22 protein-coding genes are annotated in these 21,542 nt (G+C 70.0%); 8 read left to right on the forward strand and 14 right to left on the reverse strand.

The window, feature by feature from the left end:
* Positions 1-37: 37 nt before the first annotated feature.
* Genes IEZ21_RS33005 through IEZ21_RS33025 form a run of 5 tightly spaced genes read right to left on the reverse strand, consistent with a single transcriptional unit; the run spans position 38 to position 3,464 of the window.
* Complete coding sequence (locus tag IEZ21_RS33005) at positions 38-1,168, reverse strand: serine hydrolase domain-containing protein (RefSeq protein ID WP_189325489.1); 1,131 nt, start codon at positions 1,166-1,168, stop codon at positions 38-40.
* 1 nt (position 1,169) lies between these two features.
* Positions 1,170-1,592: a MaoC family dehydratase gene (locus IEZ21_RS33010; protein ID WP_189325490.1), complete on the reverse strand. Its 423-nt coding sequence runs from the start codon at positions 1,590-1,592 to the stop codon at positions 1,170-1,172.
* Positions 1,592-2,068 (reverse strand): FAS1-like dehydratase domain-containing protein, encoded by a 477-nt coding sequence (locus tag IEZ21_RS33015; protein ID WP_189325491.1) that lies wholly within the window; start codon positions 2,066-2,068, stop codon positions 1,592-1,594. Before IEZ21_RS33015 ends, IEZ21_RS33010 begins: the two co-directional genes overlap by 1 nt.
* Before the next feature lie 49 nt (positions 2,069-2,117).
* Entirely contained in the window at positions 2,118-2,963 is an 846-nt protein-coding gene (locus IEZ21_RS33020; RefSeq protein WP_189325492.1) for an enoyl-CoA hydratase-related protein, read from the reverse strand.
* 6 nt (positions 2,964-2,969) lie between these two features.
* Positions 2,970-3,464 (reverse strand): PaaI family thioesterase, encoded by a 495-nt coding sequence (locus IEZ21_RS33025; protein ID WP_189325493.1) that lies wholly within the window; start codon positions 3,462-3,464, stop codon positions 2,970-2,972.
* 144 nt (positions 3,465-3,608) lie between these two features.
* Here IEZ21_RS33025 and IEZ21_RS33030 point away from each other — a divergent pair, with 144 nt between their 5' ends.
* Positions 3,609-4,820: a CaiB/BaiF CoA transferase family protein gene (locus IEZ21_RS33030; RefSeq protein ID WP_189325494.1), complete on the forward strand. Its 1,212-nt coding sequence runs from the start codon at positions 3,609-3,611 to the stop codon at positions 4,818-4,820.
* A 32-nt stretch (positions 4,821-4,852) separates the two neighbouring features.
* Here the strand turns inward: IEZ21_RS33030 and IEZ21_RS33035 are convergent, their stop codons facing one another.
* Genes IEZ21_RS33035 through IEZ21_RS33050 form a run of 4 tightly spaced genes read right to left on the reverse strand, consistent with a single transcriptional unit; the run spans position 4,853 to position 8,467 of the window.
* Positions 4,853-5,620 carry an SDR family NAD(P)-dependent oxidoreductase gene (locus IEZ21_RS33035; RefSeq protein WP_189325495.1) on the reverse strand — a complete coding sequence of 256 codons (768 nt, stop codon included), beginning with the start codon at positions 5,618-5,620 and terminating at the stop codon, positions 4,853-4,855.
* Positions 5,617-6,147, reverse strand: coding sequence for a nuclear transport factor 2 family protein (locus IEZ21_RS33040; RefSeq protein ID WP_189325496.1), 531 nt, complete (start codon positions 6,145-6,147; stop codon positions 5,617-5,619). The genes IEZ21_RS33035 and IEZ21_RS33040 overlap by 4 nt, the downstream gene beginning before the upstream one ends.
* Entirely contained in the window at positions 6,144-7,322 is a 1,179-nt protein-coding gene (locus IEZ21_RS33045; RefSeq protein WP_189325497.1) for an acyl-CoA dehydrogenase family protein, read from the reverse strand. Before IEZ21_RS33045 ends, IEZ21_RS33040 begins: the two co-directional genes overlap by 4 nt.
* Before the next feature lie 20 nt (positions 7,323-7,342).
* Complete coding sequence (locus IEZ21_RS33050) at positions 7,343-8,467, reverse strand: acyl-CoA dehydrogenase family protein (RefSeq protein WP_189325498.1); 1,125 nt, start codon at positions 8,465-8,467, stop codon at positions 7,343-7,345.
* 129 nt (positions 8,468-8,596) lie between these two features.
* Here IEZ21_RS33050 and IEZ21_RS33055 point away from each other — a divergent pair, with 129 nt between their 5' ends.
* Together IEZ21_RS33055 and IEZ21_RS33060 are read left to right on the forward strand one after the other, a co-directional pair.
* Positions 8,597-9,418, forward strand: a complete 822-nt coding sequence (locus IEZ21_RS33055) for an enoyl-CoA hydratase/isomerase family protein (RefSeq protein ID WP_033318432.1) — start codon at positions 8,597-8,599, stop codon at positions 9,416-9,418.
* 42 nt (positions 9,419-9,460) lie between these two features.
* A complete protein-coding gene (locus IEZ21_RS33060) occupies positions 9,461-9,976 on the forward strand; it encodes a MaoC family dehydratase (RefSeq protein ID WP_189325499.1) in 516 nt (171 codons plus the stop codon).
* On the opposite strand, the gene IEZ21_RS33065 is transcribed toward IEZ21_RS33060, so the two are convergent.
* From IEZ21_RS33065 to IEZ21_RS33075, 3 genes are all read right to left on the reverse strand, one after another.
* Positions 9,955-11,364 carry a family 1 glycosylhydrolase gene (locus IEZ21_RS33065; protein ID WP_189325500.1) on the reverse strand — a complete coding sequence of 470 codons (1,410 nt, stop codon included), beginning with the start codon at positions 11,362-11,364 and terminating at the stop codon, positions 9,955-9,957. The two genes, IEZ21_RS33060 and IEZ21_RS33065, sit on opposite strands and share 22 nt — an antisense overlap.
* Before the next feature lie 192 nt (positions 11,365-11,556).
* A complete protein-coding gene (locus tag IEZ21_RS33070) occupies positions 11,557-13,158 on the reverse strand; it encodes a GMC family oxidoreductase (RefSeq protein ID WP_189325501.1) in 1,602 nt (533 codons plus the stop codon).
* Positions 13,155-14,039 carry a crotonase/enoyl-CoA hydratase family protein gene (locus tag IEZ21_RS33075; RefSeq protein WP_189325502.1) on the reverse strand — a complete coding sequence of 295 codons (885 nt, stop codon included), beginning with the start codon at positions 14,037-14,039 and terminating at the stop codon, positions 13,155-13,157. Before IEZ21_RS33075 ends, IEZ21_RS33070 begins: the two co-directional genes overlap by 4 nt.
* A gap of 80 nt (positions 14,040-14,119) precedes the next feature.
* On the opposite strand from IEZ21_RS33075, the gene IEZ21_RS33080 reads away from it, so the two are divergent.
* The 5 genes from IEZ21_RS33080 (at position 14,120) to IEZ21_RS33100 (ending at position 19,690) form a co-directional block, all read left to right on the forward strand.
* The gene (locus IEZ21_RS33080) at positions 14,120-14,917 is read left to right on the forward strand and encodes an enoyl-CoA hydratase/isomerase family protein (RefSeq protein ID WP_246568373.1); all 798 of its coding nucleotides are present in this window, start codon (positions 14,120-14,122) and stop codon (positions 14,915-14,917) included.
* A 21-nt stretch (positions 14,918-14,938) separates the two neighbouring features.
* On the forward strand, positions 14,939-16,075 hold the full coding sequence (locus IEZ21_RS33085; RefSeq protein ID WP_189325503.1) for an acyl-CoA dehydrogenase family protein: 1,137 nt from the start codon (positions 14,939-14,941) through the stop codon (positions 16,073-16,075).
* On the forward strand, positions 16,072-17,094 hold the full coding sequence (locus IEZ21_RS33090; protein ID WP_189325504.1) for an LLM class F420-dependent oxidoreductase: 1,023 nt from the start codon (positions 16,072-16,074) through the stop codon (positions 17,092-17,094). Before IEZ21_RS33085 ends, IEZ21_RS33090 begins: the two co-directional genes overlap by 4 nt.
* A 528-nt stretch (positions 17,095-17,622) precedes the next feature.
* Positions 17,623-18,912, forward strand: a complete 1,290-nt coding sequence (locus IEZ21_RS33095; RefSeq protein WP_189325505.1) for a vanadium-dependent haloperoxidase — start codon at positions 17,623-17,625, stop codon at positions 18,910-18,912.
* Positions 18,913-19,291: 379 nt separating this feature from the next.
* Complete coding sequence (locus IEZ21_RS33100) at positions 19,292-19,690, forward strand: nuclear transport factor 2 family protein (protein ID WP_189325506.1); 399 nt, start codon at positions 19,292-19,294, stop codon at positions 19,688-19,690.
* A gap of 193 nt (positions 19,691-19,883) precedes the next feature.
* On the opposite strand, the gene IEZ21_RS33105 is transcribed toward IEZ21_RS33100, so the two are convergent.
* Both IEZ21_RS33105 and IEZ21_RS33110 read right to left on the reverse strand, forming a co-directional pair.
* On the reverse strand, positions 19,884-20,720 hold the full coding sequence (locus tag IEZ21_RS33105; protein ID WP_189325507.1) for an isocitrate lyase/PEP mutase family protein: 837 nt from the start codon (positions 20,718-20,720) through the stop codon (positions 19,884-19,886).
* A 63-nt stretch (positions 20,721-20,783) separates the two neighbouring features.
* Positions 20,784-21,341, reverse strand: a complete 558-nt coding sequence (locus tag IEZ21_RS33110; protein ID WP_246568388.1) for a GtrA family protein — start codon at positions 21,339-21,341, stop codon at positions 20,784-20,786.
* Positions 21,342-21,542: the final 201 nt, after the last annotated feature.

Here is a 21,542-nt window from a genome sequence, read left to right on the forward strand (position 1 = left end):
TTCAGTCCCTCAAGCCCCCGCCTGGCGGCGGATCCGGTCAGTCGACCAGGTCCGCCGCCAGGTTCGCGATGTTGGTGAGCAGTGCGGTGCCGCGCCGTGAGTGGTCGTAACCGGCGAGCGGGTAGCCGTTGCTCAGCAGCGCGAAGGACAGACCCGTCTCCGGGTCCATGAAGCCCAGTTGGTACGCCGCTCCGGCACTCCCGAAGAGCAACGGCGAGCCGGTGGAGGGAAGTTGACTGCCCGCATCGGGGCCGGCGACGGTGACGAACAGTCCCATGCTCGTACGCCGGCTGCCCCCGCCGCCGTAGAGCTGGTCGCCGTGGGGATGCTCGGTCAGCCGGATCCTGGTGCCCTCGGCCACCGCCTCCGGCTTCCACAGGCCCGAGTGCTCCAACGCCTGGAAGTACAGGGCGACATCGGCGGCGGTGGCGACGAGTGCGTGACTGGGTTCGCCCGCCGCCAGCACCCGCGGGTCGGACAGGTACCAGGGTCCCCAGGGGTCGGGTTCCTGGTCGTCGTCGGTGCGGTCGGTGGCGGTCATCGGAGCGACCGTGGCGGGCTGACGGTCGACGGGGACGCCCAGTTCGACCGAGGTCAGGCCCAGCGGCCGTACGATCCGCTCGCGCAGGTAGTCGGCGAAGGGCAGCCCCGTACGCCGCTCGGTGATCTCGGCGATCAGCCAGGCGGCCGAGGTGAGATGGAACTGGAAGCGGCTGCCCGGCGGGTAGTCGAGACGCCAGCGGCCGAAGGCGGCGAGCCGCTGCTCCCGGTCGAGCATCTTCGGGTGGCCGAGCGGTGCGAAGGGGAAGCCGGCGGTGTGGGTGAGCACCTGCTCGACCGTGACCGCCTCCTTCCCGTTCGGCGCGAACTCCGGGATGATCGCGGCGACTTGCTCACCGATGTCGAGCAGACCGTCGCCCATCAGCTTCCACACGGCGCCGGCGACGATCGAGCGGCCGACGGACTGCAGGATGTAGCGGGTGCCGGGGTCCGCGTCGCCCCAGGTCTCGTACGCCACCAGCCGGCCGCTCCTGGCGACGGCGACCTGCGCCGACGGAAGCGGGCCGTGCTCCACTTCGAGCCTGATGCGGCGCAGCAGTACGTCGAGCCGGTGCGGGTCGACACCCACGGCCTCGGGCGCCACGGGCGCGTGGGCGTGGTCGGGCATGTCAGGACTCCAGGCGGACCGTCGCGGTGCCGGTGACCACCTCGGCACCGTGCTGGTTGACGGTACGCAGCGAGAACTGGGCGACCGGTCCGGCCGGCGTGTCCTCGATGGACTCGACGGTCGCCGTGGCGGTCAGGGTGTCGCCGGGCCAGACCTGCGCCTTGAAGCGCACCCCGTAGCTCAGCAGCGGCTCGATGCCGACCCAGTCGGTGAGGACCCGTCCGGTCATGCCCATCGTCATCATGCCGTGGGCGAAGACCCCGGGGTAGCCGGCGACTTCGGTGGCGAAGACGTGGTCGGTGTGGAGCGGGTTGAAGTCGCCGGAGGCGCCCGCGTACTGGACGATCCGGGTGCGCTTGAGATCGTCGACGAGCACACTCTCGCGGCTCTCGCCGACCTTGATGTCATCCACGTACGGGCTCATCAGGCGTCGTCCTTCCCGGTGGCACCGGTGGCCGGTTCCTCGGATTTGGGAGTGGCGGGGCCCTCGGGCACGACGGCCACGGTCCGGGCGCTGACGACCGGTTCGCCGTCGGCGTCCCGGTACTCGGTGATGCGTTCGCTGAACAGCAGGCGCCCCGTGCGGCCCTGCTTCTCCCAGCTGCGGCCCGGCACGGTGTGGGCGTACAGCGTCTCTCCGACGCGTACCGGACGGTGGTACTCGAAGTGCTGCTCGGCATGCAGCCCTCCGCCGCCCTCCGGCATCACTCCCGGACCGCCTCCGGAGCCGAACCACTCCTCGCCGGGCTTCGGCCGCAGGTGGTAGTCGGGGTCGAAGTGGGCGCTCGCCCAGGTGAAGGTCGGCGGCGCGAGATGCTCGTACGCCGGGTTCTCATCGCCGATGGCCCGGGCGAACATCATGATGTGCCCGGCCTCGACGGGGAACGGCTGCCCTGTCATCGTTCGTGCTCCTCGTGGTCAATAAGCTTCTGGCAGGCGCCAGTTGGCGTCAGTACGGAAGGAAGGCGTCGCGCGTCGCCTCGTCCGGGTCGAAGTCCGGGGGCAGGCCCTCGAACTTGGGCTCCCGCTTCTCCACGAAGCTCGCCACCCCCTCGCGGAAGTCCGGCGAGCCCGCGAAGAACTCCATCGCCGAGTAGCTACGGGCCAGGGCGTCGGTGAAGCCGCGGTCGAGGTCGCCGTACACCTGGTGGCGTACGACGGCCATGGCGCGCGGGGAGCAGTTGCGGGCGATGTCGCGGGCGTACGCGCGGGCGGCGTCGAGGAGTTGGTCAGGGTCGACGACGCGACTGACGAGCCCCAGCTCCTTGGCTTCGTCGGCGTCGAAGACGCGGCCGGAGAGCAGCAGGTCGAGCGCGTTCTCCAGGCCGATGACGCGTGGCAGCACGTACGGCATGTTGTACTCGCCGGCCAGTCCGCGCCGGGTGAAGGCGGTGGTGAAGCGGGCGCCGCGGGCGGCGAAGCGGACGTCGCAGATCAGCGCCTGGATGAGGCCGATGCCCGCGCAGGCGCCGTTGACTGCGGCGATCAGGGGCTTCGGCATGTCGCGCCGGCTGTACATGGGCACGCGGGCCTGGAGGTTGAGGGACTGGCCGGGCTGGGCGTTCTGCTCAAGGCGCTGGACGTCCATGCCGGGGCAGAACGCCCTGCCCGCCCCGGTGATGATGACCACGCGGACGGTGGGGTCGGCGGCGGCCTCGTCCAGGAGCGCGAAGAAGCGCTGCTCCATGGGGATGCTCCACGCGTTCTTGCGCTCGGGCCGGTTGAGGGTCACGGTGGCGACACCGTCCTCGTCGACCTCGTACAACACCAGGTCTTCTGTGGGCTGTTCGGTCATCGTGTGTCACTCCTCGGCAAAGGGTTCGACGGGGTCGCCGACGCCGGCTCGCTCCCCGGAGATGCTCACCACCACCTGGCCCCGGGCGCAGACCCGGCCGTCCGGCATGCGTACGTCGACCTCGGCGAAGTGCAGTCGGCTCCCGCGTCGGACACAGCGCGCGTACGCGATGGCCTCGTGGCCGCGGGCGGGCGCGAGGTACTGCACCGACATGGAGACGGTGCTGAGCAGGCTGCCCTTGGTGAAGTCATGACCGGCGATCACGGCTCCCGAGCCCGCGGTGTCGATCAGCGCCGAGACGACTCCGCCGTGGAAGACGCCTTCGTGGGCCGAGAGCGCCTCGGTGAAGGGCATCGTCATCTCGATGCCGTCCGGGTCCCAGCGCAGGACGCGCATACCGGCGCTGCGGTTGAACTTGACCCCGCGTTCCCAACGGGCCCGGAACCACTCGCGGCGCTCGCGTTGTTCCTGGTCGGTGAGGGTCCTCGCCGTGACGGCCATCCGCGCACCTTCCAGTCTCCGGCTCCGTAACCCAGCGCTATATAGTTACATGATTTGGATAGTTGAAGCAATCATGAGGCCGCACTCCGTGCCTCCTGTATGTATTATTTATATAACTCATTCGCCTTGACCGGGAGGCTCTAGATGCCGTCGACCGCCCTGGCCGGGATCCGCGTCCTCGATCTGTCCCGTATCCTCGCGGCGCCACTCGCCACCCAGACGCTGGCCGATCTGGGCGCGGAGGTGATCAAGATCGAGCGCCCCGGAGTCGGTGACGACTCGCGGACGTACGGGCCTCCGTTCCTCACCGACCGCGGCGGCGAGCCGACGGACACCGCCGCGTTCTTCCTCGCCTGCAACCGCAACAAGAAGTCGGTCACCGTCAATCACGCCACCGCCGAGGGGCAGGAGTTGATCCGCGCGCTGGCCGCGTGCTCGGACGTCGTCGTCGAGAACTTCCGCGCGGGCACACTGGTGAAGTATGGCCTCGACCAGGAGAGCCTGCGCGCACTCAACCCCCGGCTGGTCTACCTCTCCGTCACCGGCTTCGGACAGACCGGCCCGTACGCCTCTCGCCCCGGTTACGACGGCATCTTCCAGGCCATGTCCGGGATGATGAGCGTCTCAGGGCATCCGGAGGAGCCGATGAAGGTCGGCATCAGCATGATCGACATCCTCACCGGGCTGTACGCGTCCACCGCCATCCTCGCGGCCCTGCGGCACCGGGACGCCACCGGAGAGGGCCAGTTCATCGACCTCTCCCTGCTGGACTGCGGACTCGCCACGCTCTCGCACTTCGCGATGAACTACCTGGTCTCCGGCGAGGTCCCGCGGCGCCGGGCCAACGGCGGCTACGGCGGGATCCCGTCCCAGGCGTTCCAGTGCGAGGACAAGCCCATCTTCGTCGTCGCCGGCAACGACAAACAGTTCGCGGCCTTCTGCGCGGCGGTCGACCACGGCGAACTGCTCCAGGATCCGCGGTTCGCCACGACCGCCGCACGGATCACCCACCGGGACGAGATCGTGCCCGTACTGGAGGAGATCCTGCGGACCAGAACAAGGGACGAGTGGCTGGCCGCGTTCGACGCGCACGATGTCCCGGCCGGCCCGATCAACGAACTGCCCGAGGTTTTCGCCGACCCGCAGGTCCAGCACCGGGAGATGCTGCTGGAGGTCGAAGACCCGGTGTCGGGGCAGCTGTCGCTCCTCGCCAACCCCATCCGGCTCTCGGCGACCCCCGTCGAGGACTACGCCCCGCCGCCCTCGCTGGGCGAGCACACCGCCGAAGTCCTGGGCCGACTGGCCGGGGTGACGGAGGATCAGCTCGCGGAGCTGCGGGCGCGGGGCGTCGTATGACGACCTGAGGTGCAGTGCGGGCGGCCGTCCCGTCAGCCGATCAGCGTTCGGCCGCCCTCCAGCATCAGTGTCGCGCCGGTCAGATAGGCCATGTCCTCGCTGACCAGCGCCGCCACCGCGCGACCGATGTCCGACTCGGGGTCGCCGAGGCGGCCCAGTGGGATGCCGGCGTACAGCGGTCCGGCCTTCTCCGGGTGGGCGGCAAGGTAGTTCTCCGCGGCCGGGCTCAGGGCGGCCGGGCAGACGACGTTGACCCGGATTCCGTACGGGCCCCACTCCCGCGCGGCCACCCTGCTCAGCCCGCGGATCGCCTCCTTGGCCATCGCGTACGCGCCGAAGGTCGGATCGCCCTGCACCGCGGCGGAAGAGCCGAGGTTCACGACGCTGCCTCGGCTCTCCTTCAGGTGGGGCAACGCGGCCTGCATCGCGTGGAAGGTCGCCAACGGGCCGCTACGGTAGGTGAGTTCGACATCGTCGTACGAGGTCTTCTCCAGCTTGCGCTGCACCGACGACTGCGCGTTGTTGACGAGGACGTCCAGCGCGCCGAACTCCCGTACCGTCTCGGCCACCATGCGGTCGACGTCATCGCGTTCGCCCACGTCCCCGGCCACGGTGTACGCCCGCCCGCCCCGCTCGGCGATCTCGGCGGCGGTGTCCTTCAGCTTGCTCTCGGTACGGCCCGAGATCACCACCGCCGCACCCTCGGCGGCCAGCGCGAGCGCGATCCCGCGTCCCACGCCCTGTCCGCCTCCGGTGACCAGGGCCACCTTCCCGGCCAGCCGTGCACGTCGCTCCGTCACGTCGTCTCCTTCCAGAAGGGTGCCCACGAGGCAAAGGCGTCCGGCAGCGCCGGATTTCCGGCGCCCTCCCAGCCCTTGAAGTCCACCGCTTGGGGCCGCTCGGTGACATCGGCCGCGTACCAGTGCTGTTCACGGCGGCGGGAGAAGTACCACTCACCGTCCACCCGCGCGTACTCGTCCCAGTAGCAGATCGCCATCACGATCCACCGCTCCCCCACCTCGTGCTCGGCCCGGCAGTAGACCGCGCCGGTCGCGGTGTCGCGGCCGGTGAACTCGATGCGGTGGCCGCAGATCTGGTGAACGGAGCGGTGGAAGCCGCGTAGTTGGGGCTCGATGTGGTCGCGCAGGACCTGTCGGCCGCGGCCGTGGCGGCCCATGTCGACGTCGGGGTGGAAGCAGCCGGTCCAGGCGTCGAGGTCGCGGGCGTCCACGGCGAGGGCGTAGCGGATGGGGAGTTGCTGGATGGCGAGCTGCGATTCGATGCGGTCGATGCGGTCCTCGAGAGCGCGGATGTCGGTTGGGCTCATGGCCGTGGGTCCTTGGGCAGGCCGAGGAGTTGCTCGCCGATGATGTTGCGCTGGATCTCGCTGGAGCCGCCGTAGATGGTCTCCGCGAGGGAGAGCAGGAACGAGCGCTGCCGGGTGTCGAGTTCGTAGTCCTCGCCGATGATCTGTCCGGCTGGTCCCGCCAACTCCATGGCGAGATGGCCCAGTTGCTGGTGCCGTGTCGAGGCGTACAGCTTCGCCGTGGTGGACTGCGCTCCGGGGGTGCGGCCCGCGACCAGTTCGGCGACGGTCCGCATGTTGGTGGTGCGCATGATGCGTACGGAGATCCAGGCGTCCACGATCCGGCGGCGCAGCATGGGGTCGTGCAACGCGCCGCGTTCGCGGGCCAGCTCGATCAGGGCGTCGGCCTCCCGCTCGAAGGTGAGCTGCTGGGGCAGGAGCGTGGTGCCGCGTTCGATGCCGAGGGTGCCCATCGCGGTGCGCCAGCCCTGGCCGACCTCGCCCACCACCATGTCCGCGCCGGTGCGGGCGTCGGAGAAGAAGACCTCGGCGAACTCGTCCTGGCCCGCCAGGTTGCGGATCGACCGGATGTCCACGCCCGGCTGGTCGGCGGGCACGAGCAGCATGCTCAGCCCCTTGTGCCGCTGGGAGTCCGGGTCGGTGCGGACGAGCGCATAGAGCCAGTCGGCGTGGATCCCGAAGGAGGTCCACACCTTCTGCCCGTTGACCACCCAGTCGTCGCCATCACGCTCGGCCCGGGTGCGTACGGACGCCAGATCGGAACCGGCGCCCGGTTCGCTGAAGCCCTGCCCCCACAGCTCCTCGACGGCGAGGATCGGCGGCAGGAAGCGCTTCTTCTGCTCCTCGCTGCCCATCGCGAGCAGCATCGGGCCGAGCAGGTCGAGGGCGTTGCCGGTCGCGCGGTACGGGGCGTTGGCCCGCGCGTACTCGTACTCGAAGACGATCTCCTCAAGGAGTCCGAGCCCCCTGCCACCGTATTCTTGCGGCCAGCTGATGCCCAGCCAGTTCCCGGCGGACAGTTCGCGGTCCCAGGCGAGGCGGATGTCCCAGGCGGCGCCGTCGGTGGGGCCTCCGACGCCCCGGTGTGCGGCGAACTCCCCCACCAGGTGCTCCGCCAGCCAGTCGCGCAGCTCGTCCCGGAAGTCCCGTACCGCGGGGCCGAAGTCCAGCTCCATGCTTGCTTCCTCCAGGGGATTCAGATGCCGAGCCGGGTGGCGAGCAGCTCCCGGTGGTACGAGGGCGTGCCGAGCAGCACCTCGGAGCTCTTGGCCCGCTTGAGGTACAGGTGGGCCGGGTGCTCCCAGGTGAAGCCGATCCCGCCGTGCACCTGGATGTTCTCGCTCGCGACCACGGCGTACGCCTCCGAGCAGAAGGCCTGGGCGAGGGCCGCGGCGATCGCGATCTCGGCCTCGTCCCCCGCGTCGAGCGCCCACAGCCCGCCGTACGCCGCCGAGCGGGCCGACTCGATCTCGGCCAGCATGTCCGCGCACTTGTGCTTGATCCCCTGGAACGAGCCGATGGCCCGCCCGTACTGGACGCGGATCTTGGCGTACGCCACGGCGGCGTCCAGCGCGGCGGCGGCTCCCCCGACCTGTTCGGCGGCCAGGAGTACGGAGGCGGTGGCGAGGGCGCGCTCGATCGCCGGCCAGGCCGTGCCGTCGGTGCCCAGCAGCCGGGCGGGGGTGTCGGCGAAGTCGAGCTGTGCCTGCTTGCGGGTCTGGTCGAGGGTGGGGAGCGCGGTGCGGGTGATGCCCGGTGCCTTGCCGTCGACGGCGAAGAGGCTGACGCCGGAGGGCGTGCGGGCGGCGACCAGCAGCAGATCGGCGAGGTGTCCGTCGGGGACGTACGTCTTCATACCGGTCAGCTGCCAACTCCCGCCCGTCTCAGAGGCGTTGAGCCGGATGCCCGGCTCGTCCCAGCGGCCGTCCGCCTCGGTCAGGGCGAGGGTGGCCATGGTGTCGCCGGAGGCGATGCCCGGCAGGTAGTCGTGGCGGGCCGCTTCGTCGTCGCAGTGCAGGAGTGCCTCGGCGGCCAGGGCCACGGTGGCGAAGTAGGGGGCGCAGAGCAGGGCGCGGCCCGTCTCCTCGAAGACGATGCCGAGTTCGGCGTAACCGAAGCCCGAACCGCCGTACTCCTCGGGGATGGCGAGCCCTTGGAGCCCGAGTTCCGTGGCCATCCGTCGCCATACGACCCGGTCGTAGCCCTTCGGGTCGGCTGCCAGGCGGCGTACGTCGGCCTCGGTGGAGTGTCTGGCGAGGAAGGAGCGGACGACCTTGCGCAGTTCGTCCTGCTCCTCGCCGAAGCCGAAGGTGAGATCCATGGCGCGCCTTCCCGTCCCCGGTGCTGCTCGCTCCCCGGTGTTGCCCGCGTGCTACCCATCCACGATACAGTTAGATAATTATAGTATCCACACTGAATGAGCCGGTACTGAATCAACCAGGGGTGCGATGTGACCGACCGCTATGACGCGTTCACGAGCCTGACCTTCGAGCGGCCCGCGCCCGGTGTCCTCCGCATCGTGCTGGACGGCCCGAATCTCAACGCGGTCGATCCGCGGATGCACGGCGAACTGGCCGACATCTGGCCGGTGATCGACCGGGACGAGGAGACACGCGCGGTGCTGGTCCAGGGCGCCGGCAAGGCGTTCTCGGCGGGTGGGACCTTCGACTCCATCGAGGCGTTGACCGAGGAGTACTCGGTACGCGCCCGGGTGATGCGGGAGGCCCGGGACATGGTGTACGGGGTGATCAACTGCTCCAAGCCGGTGGTCTCCGCGATCCACGGTCCGGCCGTGGGCGCGGGCCTGGTCATCGGCATGCTGGCCGACATCTCCGTCGCCGGGCGCAAGGCGAAGATCGTCGACGGGCACACCCGGCTCGGGGTCGCGGCCGGTGACCACGCGGCGATCTGCTGGCCGCTGCTGTGCGGGATGGCCAAGGCCAAGTATTACCTGCTGACCTGCGAGGCACTCACGGGTGCAGAGGCCGAGCGCATCGGTCTGGTCTCCAAGTGCGTGGACGACGAGCAGGTGCACGCCGAGGGCCTGCGCATCGCGACGACCCTCGCGGCCGGTTCCGCCAGCGCCATCAGCTGGACGAAGCGGTCCCTCAACCACTGGTACCGCACGGCCCAGCCGATCTTCGAAGCCTCGCTCGGCCTGGAGTTCTTCGGATTCGGCGGGCACGAGGTCGCGGAAGGTCTGGCCGCCCACCGGGAGAAGCGCGCCCCGGACTTCGAGGGTGTGGCCGACAAGCACCCGATCGATCTCTGACCTACGTGACTACGTGACCCATGGATGCATGAGGAGCCCGCGATGACGTCCGAGCACACCACCGCCACTGCCGCGACCACCGAAATCCCCCCGCTGGTAAAGGGGTTGACCTACGAGGACATGCCGAAGGGCCAGATCTTCCGGACCGCCCGCCGCACCATCACCGAGACCGATCTGGTCAACTTCATCACCTGGGGCGGCTTCAACGAGCCGCTCTTCTGGGACGCCACGCACGCCGCGGAGGGCGGTTACACGGGACGGCTCGTCCCGGGCGGGCTGACCTACTGCATCGCCGAAGGTCTTGTCCTGCAGACGAACGTGCTGCACGGCACCGGCCTGGCCTTCATGCACATGGAACTGACCGTGCGCGGGCCTGTGTACGTCGGGGACACGCTCTACGCAGTCGTGGAGACCACGGAGTCCCGCCCGTCGAGCAAGCCCGGCCGCGGCGTCGTGACCAGCCGGATCACCGTACGCAACCAGCGCGACGAGGACGTGCTCGTCTACACCCCCGTGCGGCTGATCCGCGGCAAGGACTACGGGGCCACGACGCTCTGAGCGCGAGCAGCGGCGGACGGCACCAGGGCGAGACCGGCCGGGTGCCGACAGGCACCGTCCGCCCCGCCGGACGTCTTGGTGCGCACCCAGTCCGAGGGGATCGGCGGCTGCGGCGGAAGTTCGTGGTCCGGTACGGCCATGGCGTAGAGCCGGCTGTAGCGGAACTTCGCTTCCAGGTCGTCGAGCACCGACCAGTACTCGTAGCCGTGCACATCGACGCCCCGCGCGATCACGCCGCCCAACCAGGTGAGTTTGGCCCGCAGCAGGGCCCGGCGCCGGGCATCGTCGCAGCGTCCCTCGTCGTCGACCAGGTCCAGATCGCCCATGCCGTTGTCGACGATGGACAGGGGCGGCAGGAGTTCTGCGTACAGGTCGTGCAGGCCCGCGACGGCGTCGGCGAGTGCCTCGGGGACGATGGGCCAGCCGTATGCGGTCGTCTGTACGTCCTCGAAGGGGATCACCGCGAATCCGAGACCCACGAGCAGCCGGTTCACCTCGTTGAGGGCGCGGAATCGGATCATGGCCGGAAGCACTCGGGCCAGGTTCTCGGGTGCCGTGACGCGGAAGGGCGAGGTCCAGGACAGGCCCAGCAGGTCCTGTGCGGTGGCGATGGTCTCCAGGTCGCCGGGGCGTACGCAGCCGGTCGCCTCGATCGGCGAGAGGTCGTCCTCGGTGACCATGTGCTCGCCGAGGAGCAACGGGTCGAGGAAGAGGCGGTTGGTCCAGCTCTCCAGACGCTCCACGGCGAGGCGGTCGTACGGGTCGTCGGTGGCCGCATGTCCGCCGACGAGCGTGACCGTGGTCCCGATGCGACTGCTCACGCCGACCGCCCGGAGCGCCTGGGTCGCGAGCCCGTTGGCCAGCAGCACATGGTGGACCGCGGGCATGCCCGCCATGCCGGCGCGGCGGTCGGCGCAGTACATTCCGGCCACGCGATCCGCGAGCGAGGGGCGCGCCAGGTCGGTGGAGGTGATCCAGCGGGTGACCCGGTCGCCGAAGCGGCGGCCCATCTCGGCGGCGTACTCGGCGAAGTACTGCGCGGTGCCGCGCTCCAGCCACCCCCCGGAGGCCTCCAGCCAGGGCGGCAGCGCGAGGTTGAGCAGGGTGAGGCCGGGCCGCAGGCCCTGCGCGAGCAGGGAGTCGAGCGTGCGGTCGCAGCGGTCCAGGGCTGCGCGGTCCCAACTGCCGGGGCCGTCGGGCTGGAGTTGCGGCCAGCCCGCGACCGCCCTGTACGTCTTCGCATCGGCTCCGACCAGCTGGTGGATGTCATCGGTCCACTGCTGGAAGTGCCCGCCGCTGTCCGGCGGGGGCTGGGGCGCCGCGACACTGTCGGCGGTGGCGACACCCCATTCGACACCACGAAGAGACTCGTACAGACCATCGTTCATGGTCACCGTCCGGGCGATGAATGATATAGCGCATTCAACTGAATGACCGCCGTCGGGACCGTAACACTTCGGGGAGACTACGACAATGTTTCGGCCATATCTCCGCCGTCGGATCCGCCATCGGACCAGCTGTCGGATCCGCCGCATTCGCCACTTCCGGCACGGCGCGGTATCCGTGCATCGCGCCCCCTCTCACCCCCGCTCGAGGATGAAGTCCGAAGCTCGCCAGGCCATGGCCATGATCGGTCCGTTGAGATTGCCGGACACCATGGTCGGCATCACCGAGCAGTCGACGACCCGCAGCGCCTCCACACCGCGCACCCGCAGCTGCGAGTCGACGACGTCCTCCTCGGCCGGCCCCATCGCGCAGGTGCCGACGGCGTGGTAGCCGCAACGGCCGTGGTCGAGCCCGGCGTCGATGATCTCCTGGTCGTCCTGTACGCCCGGCCCCGGCAGGGTTTCCGACCGGATCCGGCCGGCGATCGGTTCGGCCTCGAAGAGCTCCCGCATTCTGCGGAAGAGAGCCGTGCCCACCGTGCGGTCGTGCTCGGAGCCGTAGTAGTTCGGCGTGATGGCGAGCGGCGCCTCGGGGTCGTCCGAGGTGATGCGCAGGCTTCCTTCGGCGGTGGGCCGCAGGATGTATCCGAGGCCCATCACACCGGGCTCGGACTCGACCTCGGTCTCCTTGCCGGGGACCTCCGGCGCCAGGGAGACCGGCGCTATCAGCAACTGTGCGTCGGGGCGCGGAAGTTCGGGTCGTGTCTTGAAGAAGGCGATCACGTCGAAGGCCGGTGCGGCCAGCGGTCCCCGGCGTCGCGTCAGGTACTTCACTCCGGAGAGGGCCTGCCGCAGCGGGCTGCTGAGCGCCTTGTTGTAGCCGAGGTTGTCCGTCAGCCGGTACTGAACGACGAAGCAGCGGTGTTCGCGCAGCCTGCCGCCCACGTGCGGACTGTCGACCAGGACGTCGACGCCCGCCGCCTTCAGCGTCTCGGCCGGACCGATGCCCGACAGCTGGAGGATCTTCGGCGTGGCGATACTGCCCGCGGACAGGATCACTTCGCGCCGGGCGCGGACGTCGGCCTCCTGTCCGTTGTGCCGGGTGCGTACGCCGACGGCCCTGCCGTTCTCGATCAGGACCTTGGTGACCTCGGTGTCCACGGCCACCGTCAGGTTCGTACGGTCCTCGACCGGGTGCAGGAAAGCGCGCGCGGCGCTGAACCGCTGCCCCTTCTTGATGGTGGCCATGGCATAGCCGATGCGTTCGTCGTCGCTGGCGTTGAGGTCGTCCGTATGTGTCCAACCGAGCCCGGTTCCGGACGCGATGGCCTCCTCGCAGAGCGGTTCCCGCTCCGACGCGGTGGAGATGTGCAGCGGTCCGCCGGCTCCGCGGGCGTCCGAGGCGCCGAGTTCGTTGTTCTCGATCCGCTTGAAGACCGGCAGCATCGTGTCCCAGCCCCAGCCGGGGTTGCCGAGCCGCTCCAGTTCGTCGTAGTCGGCGCGGTCACCGCGGTTGTAGACCATGCCGTTGACCGAGCTCGATCCGCCGAGCGCCTTGCCCCGGGCCCACTGCTCGACGCGACGGCTCGGGCCCACCGGCTCGACGGGGTAGTGCCAGGTGAACCGGGGATCCCCGAGCAGCTTGCCGAACCCTTTGGGCATCTTGATCAGCGGGCTGGAGTCCCTGCCCCCGGCCTCGATCAGCAGCACGGTCGTCTTCGGGTCCTCGGAGAGGCGGTTGGCGAGTACGCAGCCCGCCGAGCCCGCGCCCACGACGATGTAGTCGAAGTCCGTCATTCGGTCTCCCCTTCCTGCTCCCCGAGGGGGCGGAACTCCTCGTCCTGCCACCAGGGGTAGACCGGTGGCATGTCCTTGCTCACCCGGCCCGGGAACTCGGGTGGGCGCTTGGCGAGGAAGGACTCGATGCCCTCTGTGGGGTCCGGGCCGCCGCCGATCTGGCTCATGATCCGCGAGTCGAGCCGGTGCGCGGTCATGGGGTGGGGCTCGCCGAGCATCCGCCACATCATCTGGCGCGACAGGGCGACGGAGATCGCGGAGGTGTTCTCGGCGATCTCGCGGGCGAGTTCGTACGCCGCCGGGAGCAGCTCCTCCGGCGGGTGGACGGAGCGGACGAGCCCGGCCGCCAGCGCCTCGTCGGGGCCGAAGACGCGGCCCGTGGCCACCCACTCCATGGCCCGCTGCATGCCCACGGCCCGTGGCAGGAACCAGCTCGCGGCCGACTCCGGCACGATGCCGCGACGCGCGAAGACGAAGCCGAACTTCGCGGAGGCGGACGCCAGTCGGATGTCCATCGGCAGCGTCATGCTCGCGCCCACGCCCGCCGCGGGGCCGTTGATCGCGGCGATGACCGGCTTGGTGCAGGAGAACAGCCGCAGGGCCACCTGACCGCCGGTGTCGCGATGCCAGGCGCCTGCCCTGCGGTGGTCGAAGGAGCCGCCGCCGGAGCTGACGTCGGCGCCCGCGCAGAAGCCCCGTCCGGCGCCGGTCACGACGATCACCCGTACGTCGTCGTCGGCGTCCGCGGAGTCCAGTACGTCGATGAGGTCCCGCATCATCTGCGGGTTGAAGGCGTTCAGCTTCTCCGGCCGGTTGAGCGTGACGGTGAGAACGCGGTCCGCCACCTCGGCTCGTACGGTCTCGTACTCCTGCTCCGGCATGCGCGTCCTCCGCGGTCGATCACCGTGACGGTTCCCAGTCAGCTTAATTAGTTATAGCATTCAACTCTACTGACTCATTGATGACTCTCTCCTGGCTGATGGCGGTGGCGATGACGGATCTGGTGGTGACGGCCCGCGGGCCGGTCCGGTTGATCGAGCTGAACCGGCCGGACCAGCTCAACTCGATGAGCGAGGAGCTGCATTCGGGACTCGCGTCGGTGTGGGACGAGGTCGCGGCCGATCCGGAGGCGCGGGTGGTGGTACTCACCGGGCGCGGCCGGGCGTTCAGCGCCGGAGGCAACTTCGACATCATGACCCGGGTCCAGCGGGATGCCGCCTTCCGCGAGCAGAACGTCGACGAGGCCCGGCGGATCATCCTGGGCATGGTCCGCTGCCCGCTCCCGGTCATCGCGGCGGTGAACGGGCCCGCGGTCGGCCTCGGGTGCAGCCTGGCCCTGCTCAGCGACCTGGTGCTGATCGCCGAGGGCGCACATATCGCGGATCCGCATGTCCAGGTCGGCCTGGTCGCGGGGGACGGCGGCGCGCTCGTACTGCCACTGCTCGTGGGCCTCGCCCGGGCCAAGGAGCTGCTGTTCCTCGGCGACCGCGTGTCCCCTCAGGAGGCGGTCCGGCTGGGCATCGCCAACCGTGTCGTGCCGGACGACAAGCTCATGGCCGAGGCCATGGATCTCGCCGGGCGGCTGGCCAAGCTGCCCGGCCAGGCGCTGCGGGAGACCAAGCGGGCGGTGAACCTGCATCTGGAGCAGGCCATCGCCGCCGTACTGGAACCGGCCCTGCTCGCCGAGCGGGACAGCATGCACGCACCGGACCACATCGCGATCGTCGAGAAGATCATCGCGGCGCGCGCCGGCCGCTGAACCGGAGAGGAACGGTCACACATGGACTTCGCGTTCAGCGACGAGCAGGAGGAACTGCGGCGCACCGTACGGGCGTTCCTGGCGGACACCTCACCCGAGACCGAAATACGGCGGCTGATGGAGACGCCGGAGGGCTTCGACCGGGCGGTGTGGCGGCGGATGGGCTCGGAGCTGGGTCTTCAGGGGCTCGCGATCCCCGAGGAGTACGGGGGCGCGGGCTGCGGGCCGGTCGAAGTGGGCGTCGTGATGGAGGAGTTGGGCCGGGCGCTGACCTGCACGCCGTTCCTCGCCTCCGCCGTCCTGGCGACCACCGCCGCGCTGCGCTGCGCTGACGAGGAGGCCCGCAAGCGGCTGCTGCCGGGGCTCGCCGCCGGTGAACTGGTCGCGACTCTGGCGCTGACCGAGGACTCGGCGCGCTGGGATGCCGAAGGCGTCCGGCTCACTGCCCGTGAATCCAAAGGGAGTTGGCTGCTGACCGGGCAGAAGATGTTCGTCCTCGACGGCGCCACCGCGGATGTCGTACTCACCGTGGCCCGTACCGGCGACGGCATCGGCGTCTTCTGGGTGGACGGCGACGCGGCCGGGCTCACCCGTGAACCCCTGCCCACGATGGACCCGACCCGCCGACAGGCACGCCTCGACTACCACGACGTACGGGCGACCAGGCTGCGTACGCACGGCGACGGCTGGGACCTGGTGTCGGAGGTGCTCGACCATGCCGCGGTGGCGTTGGCGGCCGAACAGGTGGGGGCCGCGGGGCGCGCGCTCGACATGGCGGTGGAGTACGCCAAGGTACGGCATCAGTTCGGGCGGCCCATCGGCTCCTTCCAGGCGATGAAGCATCTCCTGGCCGACGTATTGCTGGAGGTGGAGTCGGCGCGGGCCGCCGCGCACTACGCGCTGCTCGCGGCCGAGAGCGGGGACCCGGAACTCCCCGCAGCGGCGAGCCTGGCCAAGGCGTTCTGCTCCGACACCTGTCTGCAGGCGACGGAGCAGAACATCCAGGTGCACGGCGGTATCGGCTTCACGTGGGAGCACCCGGCCCACCTGTATCTGAAGCGGGCGAAGACTTCACAACTGCTGTTCGGCGACCCGGCGTACCACCGGGAACTGCTCGCGCGGCGCATCGGTTTGGACAGAGTTGGAGAATCCGCATGAAGGTGGACGGCAAGCTGAACGTGTGGGGCACCGCCGAGGTGGTCGAGGAGGCCCTGCACCACGAGAAGGCGGGTTACGACGGTCTGTGGGCCTCGGAGTCCAAGCACGACCCGTTCCTGCCGCTGCTGCTCGCGGCCGAGCACACCGACCGGCTCGAGGTCGGTACGGCGATCGCGGTGGCGTTCGCCCGCTCTCCCATGCAACTCGCGTACACCGCACACGACTTGCAGGCCTACTCCGGCGGGCGCTTCACGCTCGGCCTCGGCAGCCAGATCAAGCCGCACATCGAGCGCCGCTTCTCGATGCCCTGGAGCCGGCCTGCGGCCCGTATGCGGGAGTACGTGTGCGCGCTGCGGGCCATCTGGGCGGCCTGGAACGAGGGCGAGAAGCTCGACTTCCAGGGCGACTTCTACTCGCACACCCTCATGTCCCCCTTCTTCTCTCCCCCGCCCGCTCCCGCCGGCGCTCCGAAGGTCTTCGTGGCCGCCGTCGGGGAGTCGATGACCCGGGTCGCCGGGGAGGTGGCGGACGGGCTCCTCGCCCACGGCTTCACCACCGAGCGGTATCTACGGGAGGTCACCGTCCCGACCGTCGAGACCGGCCTGGCCAAGTCCGGCCGTACACGTGGCGACTTCTCCATCTCCCATCTCCTGCTGACCGCGACGGGCCGTACGGAGGAGGAGATGGCCCGCGCCGTGAACGGCACCCGGCGCCAGATCGCCTTCTACGGCAGCACTCCCGCGTACCGGGGCGTCCTGGAACTGCACGGCTGGGGCGAACTGGGCGACGAACTGCACGCGTTGTCGAAGTCCTCCCGCGAGGACAAGTGGGCGGAGATGGGGCGGCTGGTCGACGACGAGGTGCTGCACACCTTCGCGGTGGTGGCGGAGCCGGATCGGGTGGCCGCGGAGATCCGCCGGAGGTACGGGGCGCTGGTCGACCGGGTGTCGTTCTACACCGCGTACGACATCGACGCCGAGGTGTGGGAGCCGATCGTGCAGGAGCTGCGCAACGGCTGAGGCTCGGCCTGGTCTTGCGGTACCTGGCAGGGTTCACCGTGACCGGCTGAGGCGGGTCTCTGGTCGCCCCCCTGCCCTGACGCACACTCAGCAGATACGCTCGGCTCGGCAGCCGTACGCATCGCAGGAGCGATCAGGGGGGTACGGGATGCAGGCGCTGCGCGATACGGATCCTCGGCGGATCGGCCCGTACGCCCTGCTGGGCAGACTCGGCGCGGGTGGCATGGGCGAGGGTTCTGCGTCTGCGCATCGCCCCCTGCTCTCCGCCATCGCTTCGCGCCGACCGCGCCCAGAGGCGCCCGGACTTCCTGCCCGTGCCCTCCGTCCCGGCGACCGACCTCGCCACCACGGCCGACCGGCCCGCCCGGAGGGCGCTCCGGCCGAGTGCTCCCGGCCGGAGCCCGCGCATTCGTCGCCGAGGTGACGGACATCCGGGTGTGAACCCCGTCGGATTGTCGATGTAACGACAAAACTGACCCCTGCCTATAGGCTCGGACAATCTGTCACCGACAAGCCCATGGGGGTCTCGTGACACAACGCCCGCTCGCCGGATCATTCAGAGGGTTACGCCGTATCGCGGTCCTCACCGCACTCGCCCTGACCGTCCCACTGACGGCCACCACCGCCGAGGCACACAGCGGCGTGGAGGCCGCCCCGGGCAATCCCGTCATCGCCTGGAACATCCACGCCCAGACCGCCATCTACGACACCGCCAAGCAGTCGCCCACCACCAGCACCCGCAGCTTCGCCATCGTGCAGGGCGCCGTGTACGACGCGGTCAACGCCGTCGCCGGCCGTCCGTACGAGCCCCTGGTCAGCGCGCCCCGCAGCCGCCCCGGGGACTCGCCCGCCTCGGCGGTCGCCGCGGCCGCCCACGACACGCTGCTGTGGCTCTTCCCCGGGCAGGCCGAGTCGCTGAACGCCCGGTACGACGAGGCGCTGGCCGCGATCCCCGACGGCCGCGCCGAGGACGGCGGGGTGGCCGTCGGCAGGGCCGCCGCCGCGGCGATGACCGAGAGCCGCCGTGACGACGGCTTCGACCCCACCGCGCCGTGGACCGTCGGCACCGAGCCGGGCGAATACCGGCTCACCCCGCCCGGCTACGTCAACGTCGGCGCCTGGGTGCCGAACCTGAAGCCGTTCGTCGTCCCCGACGCCGGCGCCTACCGGGTCAAGCCCCCGCCGGCCCTGACCGGCGCCGCCTGGGCCCGCGACCTGAACGAGGTCAAGAGCCTCGGCGCGGCCACCAGCACCGTCCGCACCGAGGACCAGACCGAGGCGGCGATCTGGTGGGACGACCCCCGGATGGTCGAATGGTCGATCACCCGGCAACTCGCCGGCGCGCACCGCCTCAGCAGCCTCCGGACGGCCCGGCTGCTCGCCATGGTGTACGTGGCCTCCGCCGACACCCTGATCGCCTGCTACAAGGCCAAGGCGCACTGGAACTTCTGGCGCCCCGTGACAGCCATTCCGCTCGCCGGCACCGACGGCAACGCGGCCACCGATCCCGACCCGGACTGGACGCCGCTGCGGGTCACCGCCCCGTCGCCGGAGTACCCGTCGGGCCACGCCTGTTTCACCACGGCGGTCACGACGGCCCTGGGGTCGTTCTTCGGCCGTGACGACCTCACGTTCGCCGCGTACAGCCCCGCCTCCGGCACGACCCGCCACTACGACAGCCTTCAGGCGGCGACAGCCGAACTCCTGGAGGCGCGAATCTGGGCCGGCGTGCATTACCGCTTCGCCTCCGAGCACGGGCACCGGCTCGGGCTGGCGGTCACCCGCGACGTCCTGAACCGCGCCTTCCAGCGGCGCTGACGCGGCCGTCCCTTCCACCACCGCCGGGAGGACAGCTCGGGACAGCACCGACACCGGCGCCCTGGCCCGTCGCCTCGAAGCCGACAAATACCGCTTACGGCCGGTCCGTCGCCGTATCCGGTCATGCTGCCTGGTTGTTGCGGGCAGGGTGCGACCCTGAGCATCCAACGGAGTTCCTCGTGCGACAGAAGGATCTTGGTCGATCTCCTGTCTATGGGGAACTCCGTTGCCGCGTGGGGCTTTCGCCGGACAACCACCCAAATCGGGGCAGAGTTCACAGAGCTAAAACCCTTACAGACTCGCTCCCCAGCCCCCGCCACCTGCGGTAACACGCTAAGTAACCGGCATTGCAGGTCAGGGACACTGTTACCGTCGCGCCATGTCCAAGATCGAGATAGACGTGGTGACCGCCGAGTTCTTCGAGGCCTTTGACAACCGGGGCGGCAGGGCCCCCGATGTGGCCCGGATCCGCCGACTGGTGATTCCAGGGGGTGTGATCGTCAAGACCGGCCCGGAGTTCACGGTCTACACCGTGGAAGAGTTCATCGAGCCTCGCCGGCGGCTGCTGACCGACGGTCGGCTGGTCGAGTTCTTCGAGTGGGAGACCTCCGAACGGACAGAGATCGCGGGCGATATCGCGTCGCGGTTCAGCGAGTACCGCAAGTCCGGGATCTTGGATGGTGAGCCGTTCGAGGAGGCCGGGACCAAGACCATCCAGTTCGTCCGCACCTCAGAGGGCTGGCGGATCACAGCGTTTGCCTGGTACGACCAGCCCTGACCGCAGGAGCGGTCGGCTGGCCGATCGGCTCAACTCGCCTGAACCGCCCCGCGATCCGGGCCATGACCTGGTCGAACACAACCCGCCGGCGGGCAGGTTCCACGCTATGGCCTGCGGCCAACGCACGATCTCCAGGAGTCCACACAACTCCCGATGATCACGCGGTGGCCGTACCCGTTCTCAGCTGGGCTGACTAACGCCCGCTTCCCAGCAACGCGTTGAGCTCGCCGTAGTCGAGCCCTCCGGCCAGCGACTCGTAGGTCCCCGCGCTCAGCAGCTCCCGCGCGGCACGGCGGACCACGGCATGCACTGCCTGGGAAATGCCCGACCCGATGCTCACGCGCGCGACGCCGAGGGCGGCCAACTCGGCGACGGGCGGTGCTCCGGGGCCCGCCATCACGTTGAGCGGAGCGTCGATGCCCTCGGCGAGCGCCTTCACGGTCACCGGGTCGACGACCCCGGGGACGAAGATCCCGTCGGCGCCCGCGGCGAGGAAGGCGGCTGCCCGTTCCAGGGTGAGGTCCACTCCCCCGGCACCCCTGAGGAAGGTGTCGATCCGGGCGTTCACGAACAGCGACACCCCCGCCGCGTCGGCGGCCTCGCGGGCGGCGGCGAGGCGCTCGGCCTGTTCGGCCACCGGCCGCAGCGGGCCCTCGCCGCTCCCGTACAGCGCGTCCTCGATGTTCACACCGACCACGCCCGCCGCGATCACCGCGCGGATCGTGTCACCGATGCCGACCGAGCCCCGCGCGTAGCCGCTCTCGATGTCGGCGGTCACCGGCACCCGGACCACCTCGGCGATGCGTGCAACGGCGCCAAGGGCCCGGTCGCGGTCCAGCCGGTCACCGTCCGCCGCCCCCAGTGCCCAGGCCAGCCCCGCGCTCGTGGTCGCCACCGCGGCGGCACCCGCATCCTCGACGATGCGGGCGCTCGTGGCGTCCCAGGCGTTCGGCAGGACGAGCGGACGCCCGGGGATATGGCGGGAACGGAAGGCGAGGGCCCGGTCACGGAGGATGTGGTTCTGCGTCATGCGGATCACTCAACCAGCCGGCCCCGGGCCGCGGCTGGCAGGAATCCGACGGGAACGTGCGGCTCACGCCGCCAGTTGTGGCCGCGGCCCGTTGGGCCAACTCGTGCACGATGGCTGTCGCGCTCCCCTCGGGTCGGGCACGGCCACCGCCTCCTGCTTCATCAGCGGTCGTGCGGTCTGGCCGCGGCGGCCGGCGAAGACGTAGAGGCGCAGGATGATGAAGCGGCCTGCGCCGGCGAGGCCGGAGGCGCCGAGGTAGACGATCTGCTCAGTCAGCGTGCCGGGGGACGGCTGCGCCAGATACAGGACGTGAACGGCGACGCTGGTCGTCAGATAGGCGGCGGTCGCCGAGCCCGCGGACTGCCAGTGCTCTCGCCATCCGGCGCTGCGCCCTTTGGCGAAGGTGAAGCGGGCGTGGAGTTCGGTGCACAGCAGGGTGGAGGCGACGGTGATGATCGCGTTCGAGACCGCCCAGGGCATGGTCATGGCCAACAGCGGCACTGCGAAGCTACACAGGACTCCGACGCCGCCACCGAAGATCACGAATCGGATGAAGGAGGCGATCGGGCCGGGGCCTGCCAGAGTCGCCACTTCGGACTTGTTTGAAAGCGGCGACTTCATGGCGGCGTCCTTCCGGAGGGTTGGGTGCTTTTGCAGGCGGCGGTCGGTGATGTCGCCGTAGGCGGTGGTCTCGTGGATGTCGAGCTGGGCGGCAGCGCCGTCGGTGTTCCCCAGCGCGTTGTGAATCCGGTCGTAGGGGGTGTCGGTGTCCGGAGCGGCGGAGACTTCCGTCTGTATCGCGCTCTCCTTCGGCTCGCTTTT

This window comes from Streptomyces flaveus (assembly GCF_014647675.1).
GTDB classification, from domain to species: domain Bacteria; phylum Actinomycetota; class Actinomycetes; order Streptomycetales; family Streptomycetaceae; genus Streptomyces; species Streptomyces flaveus.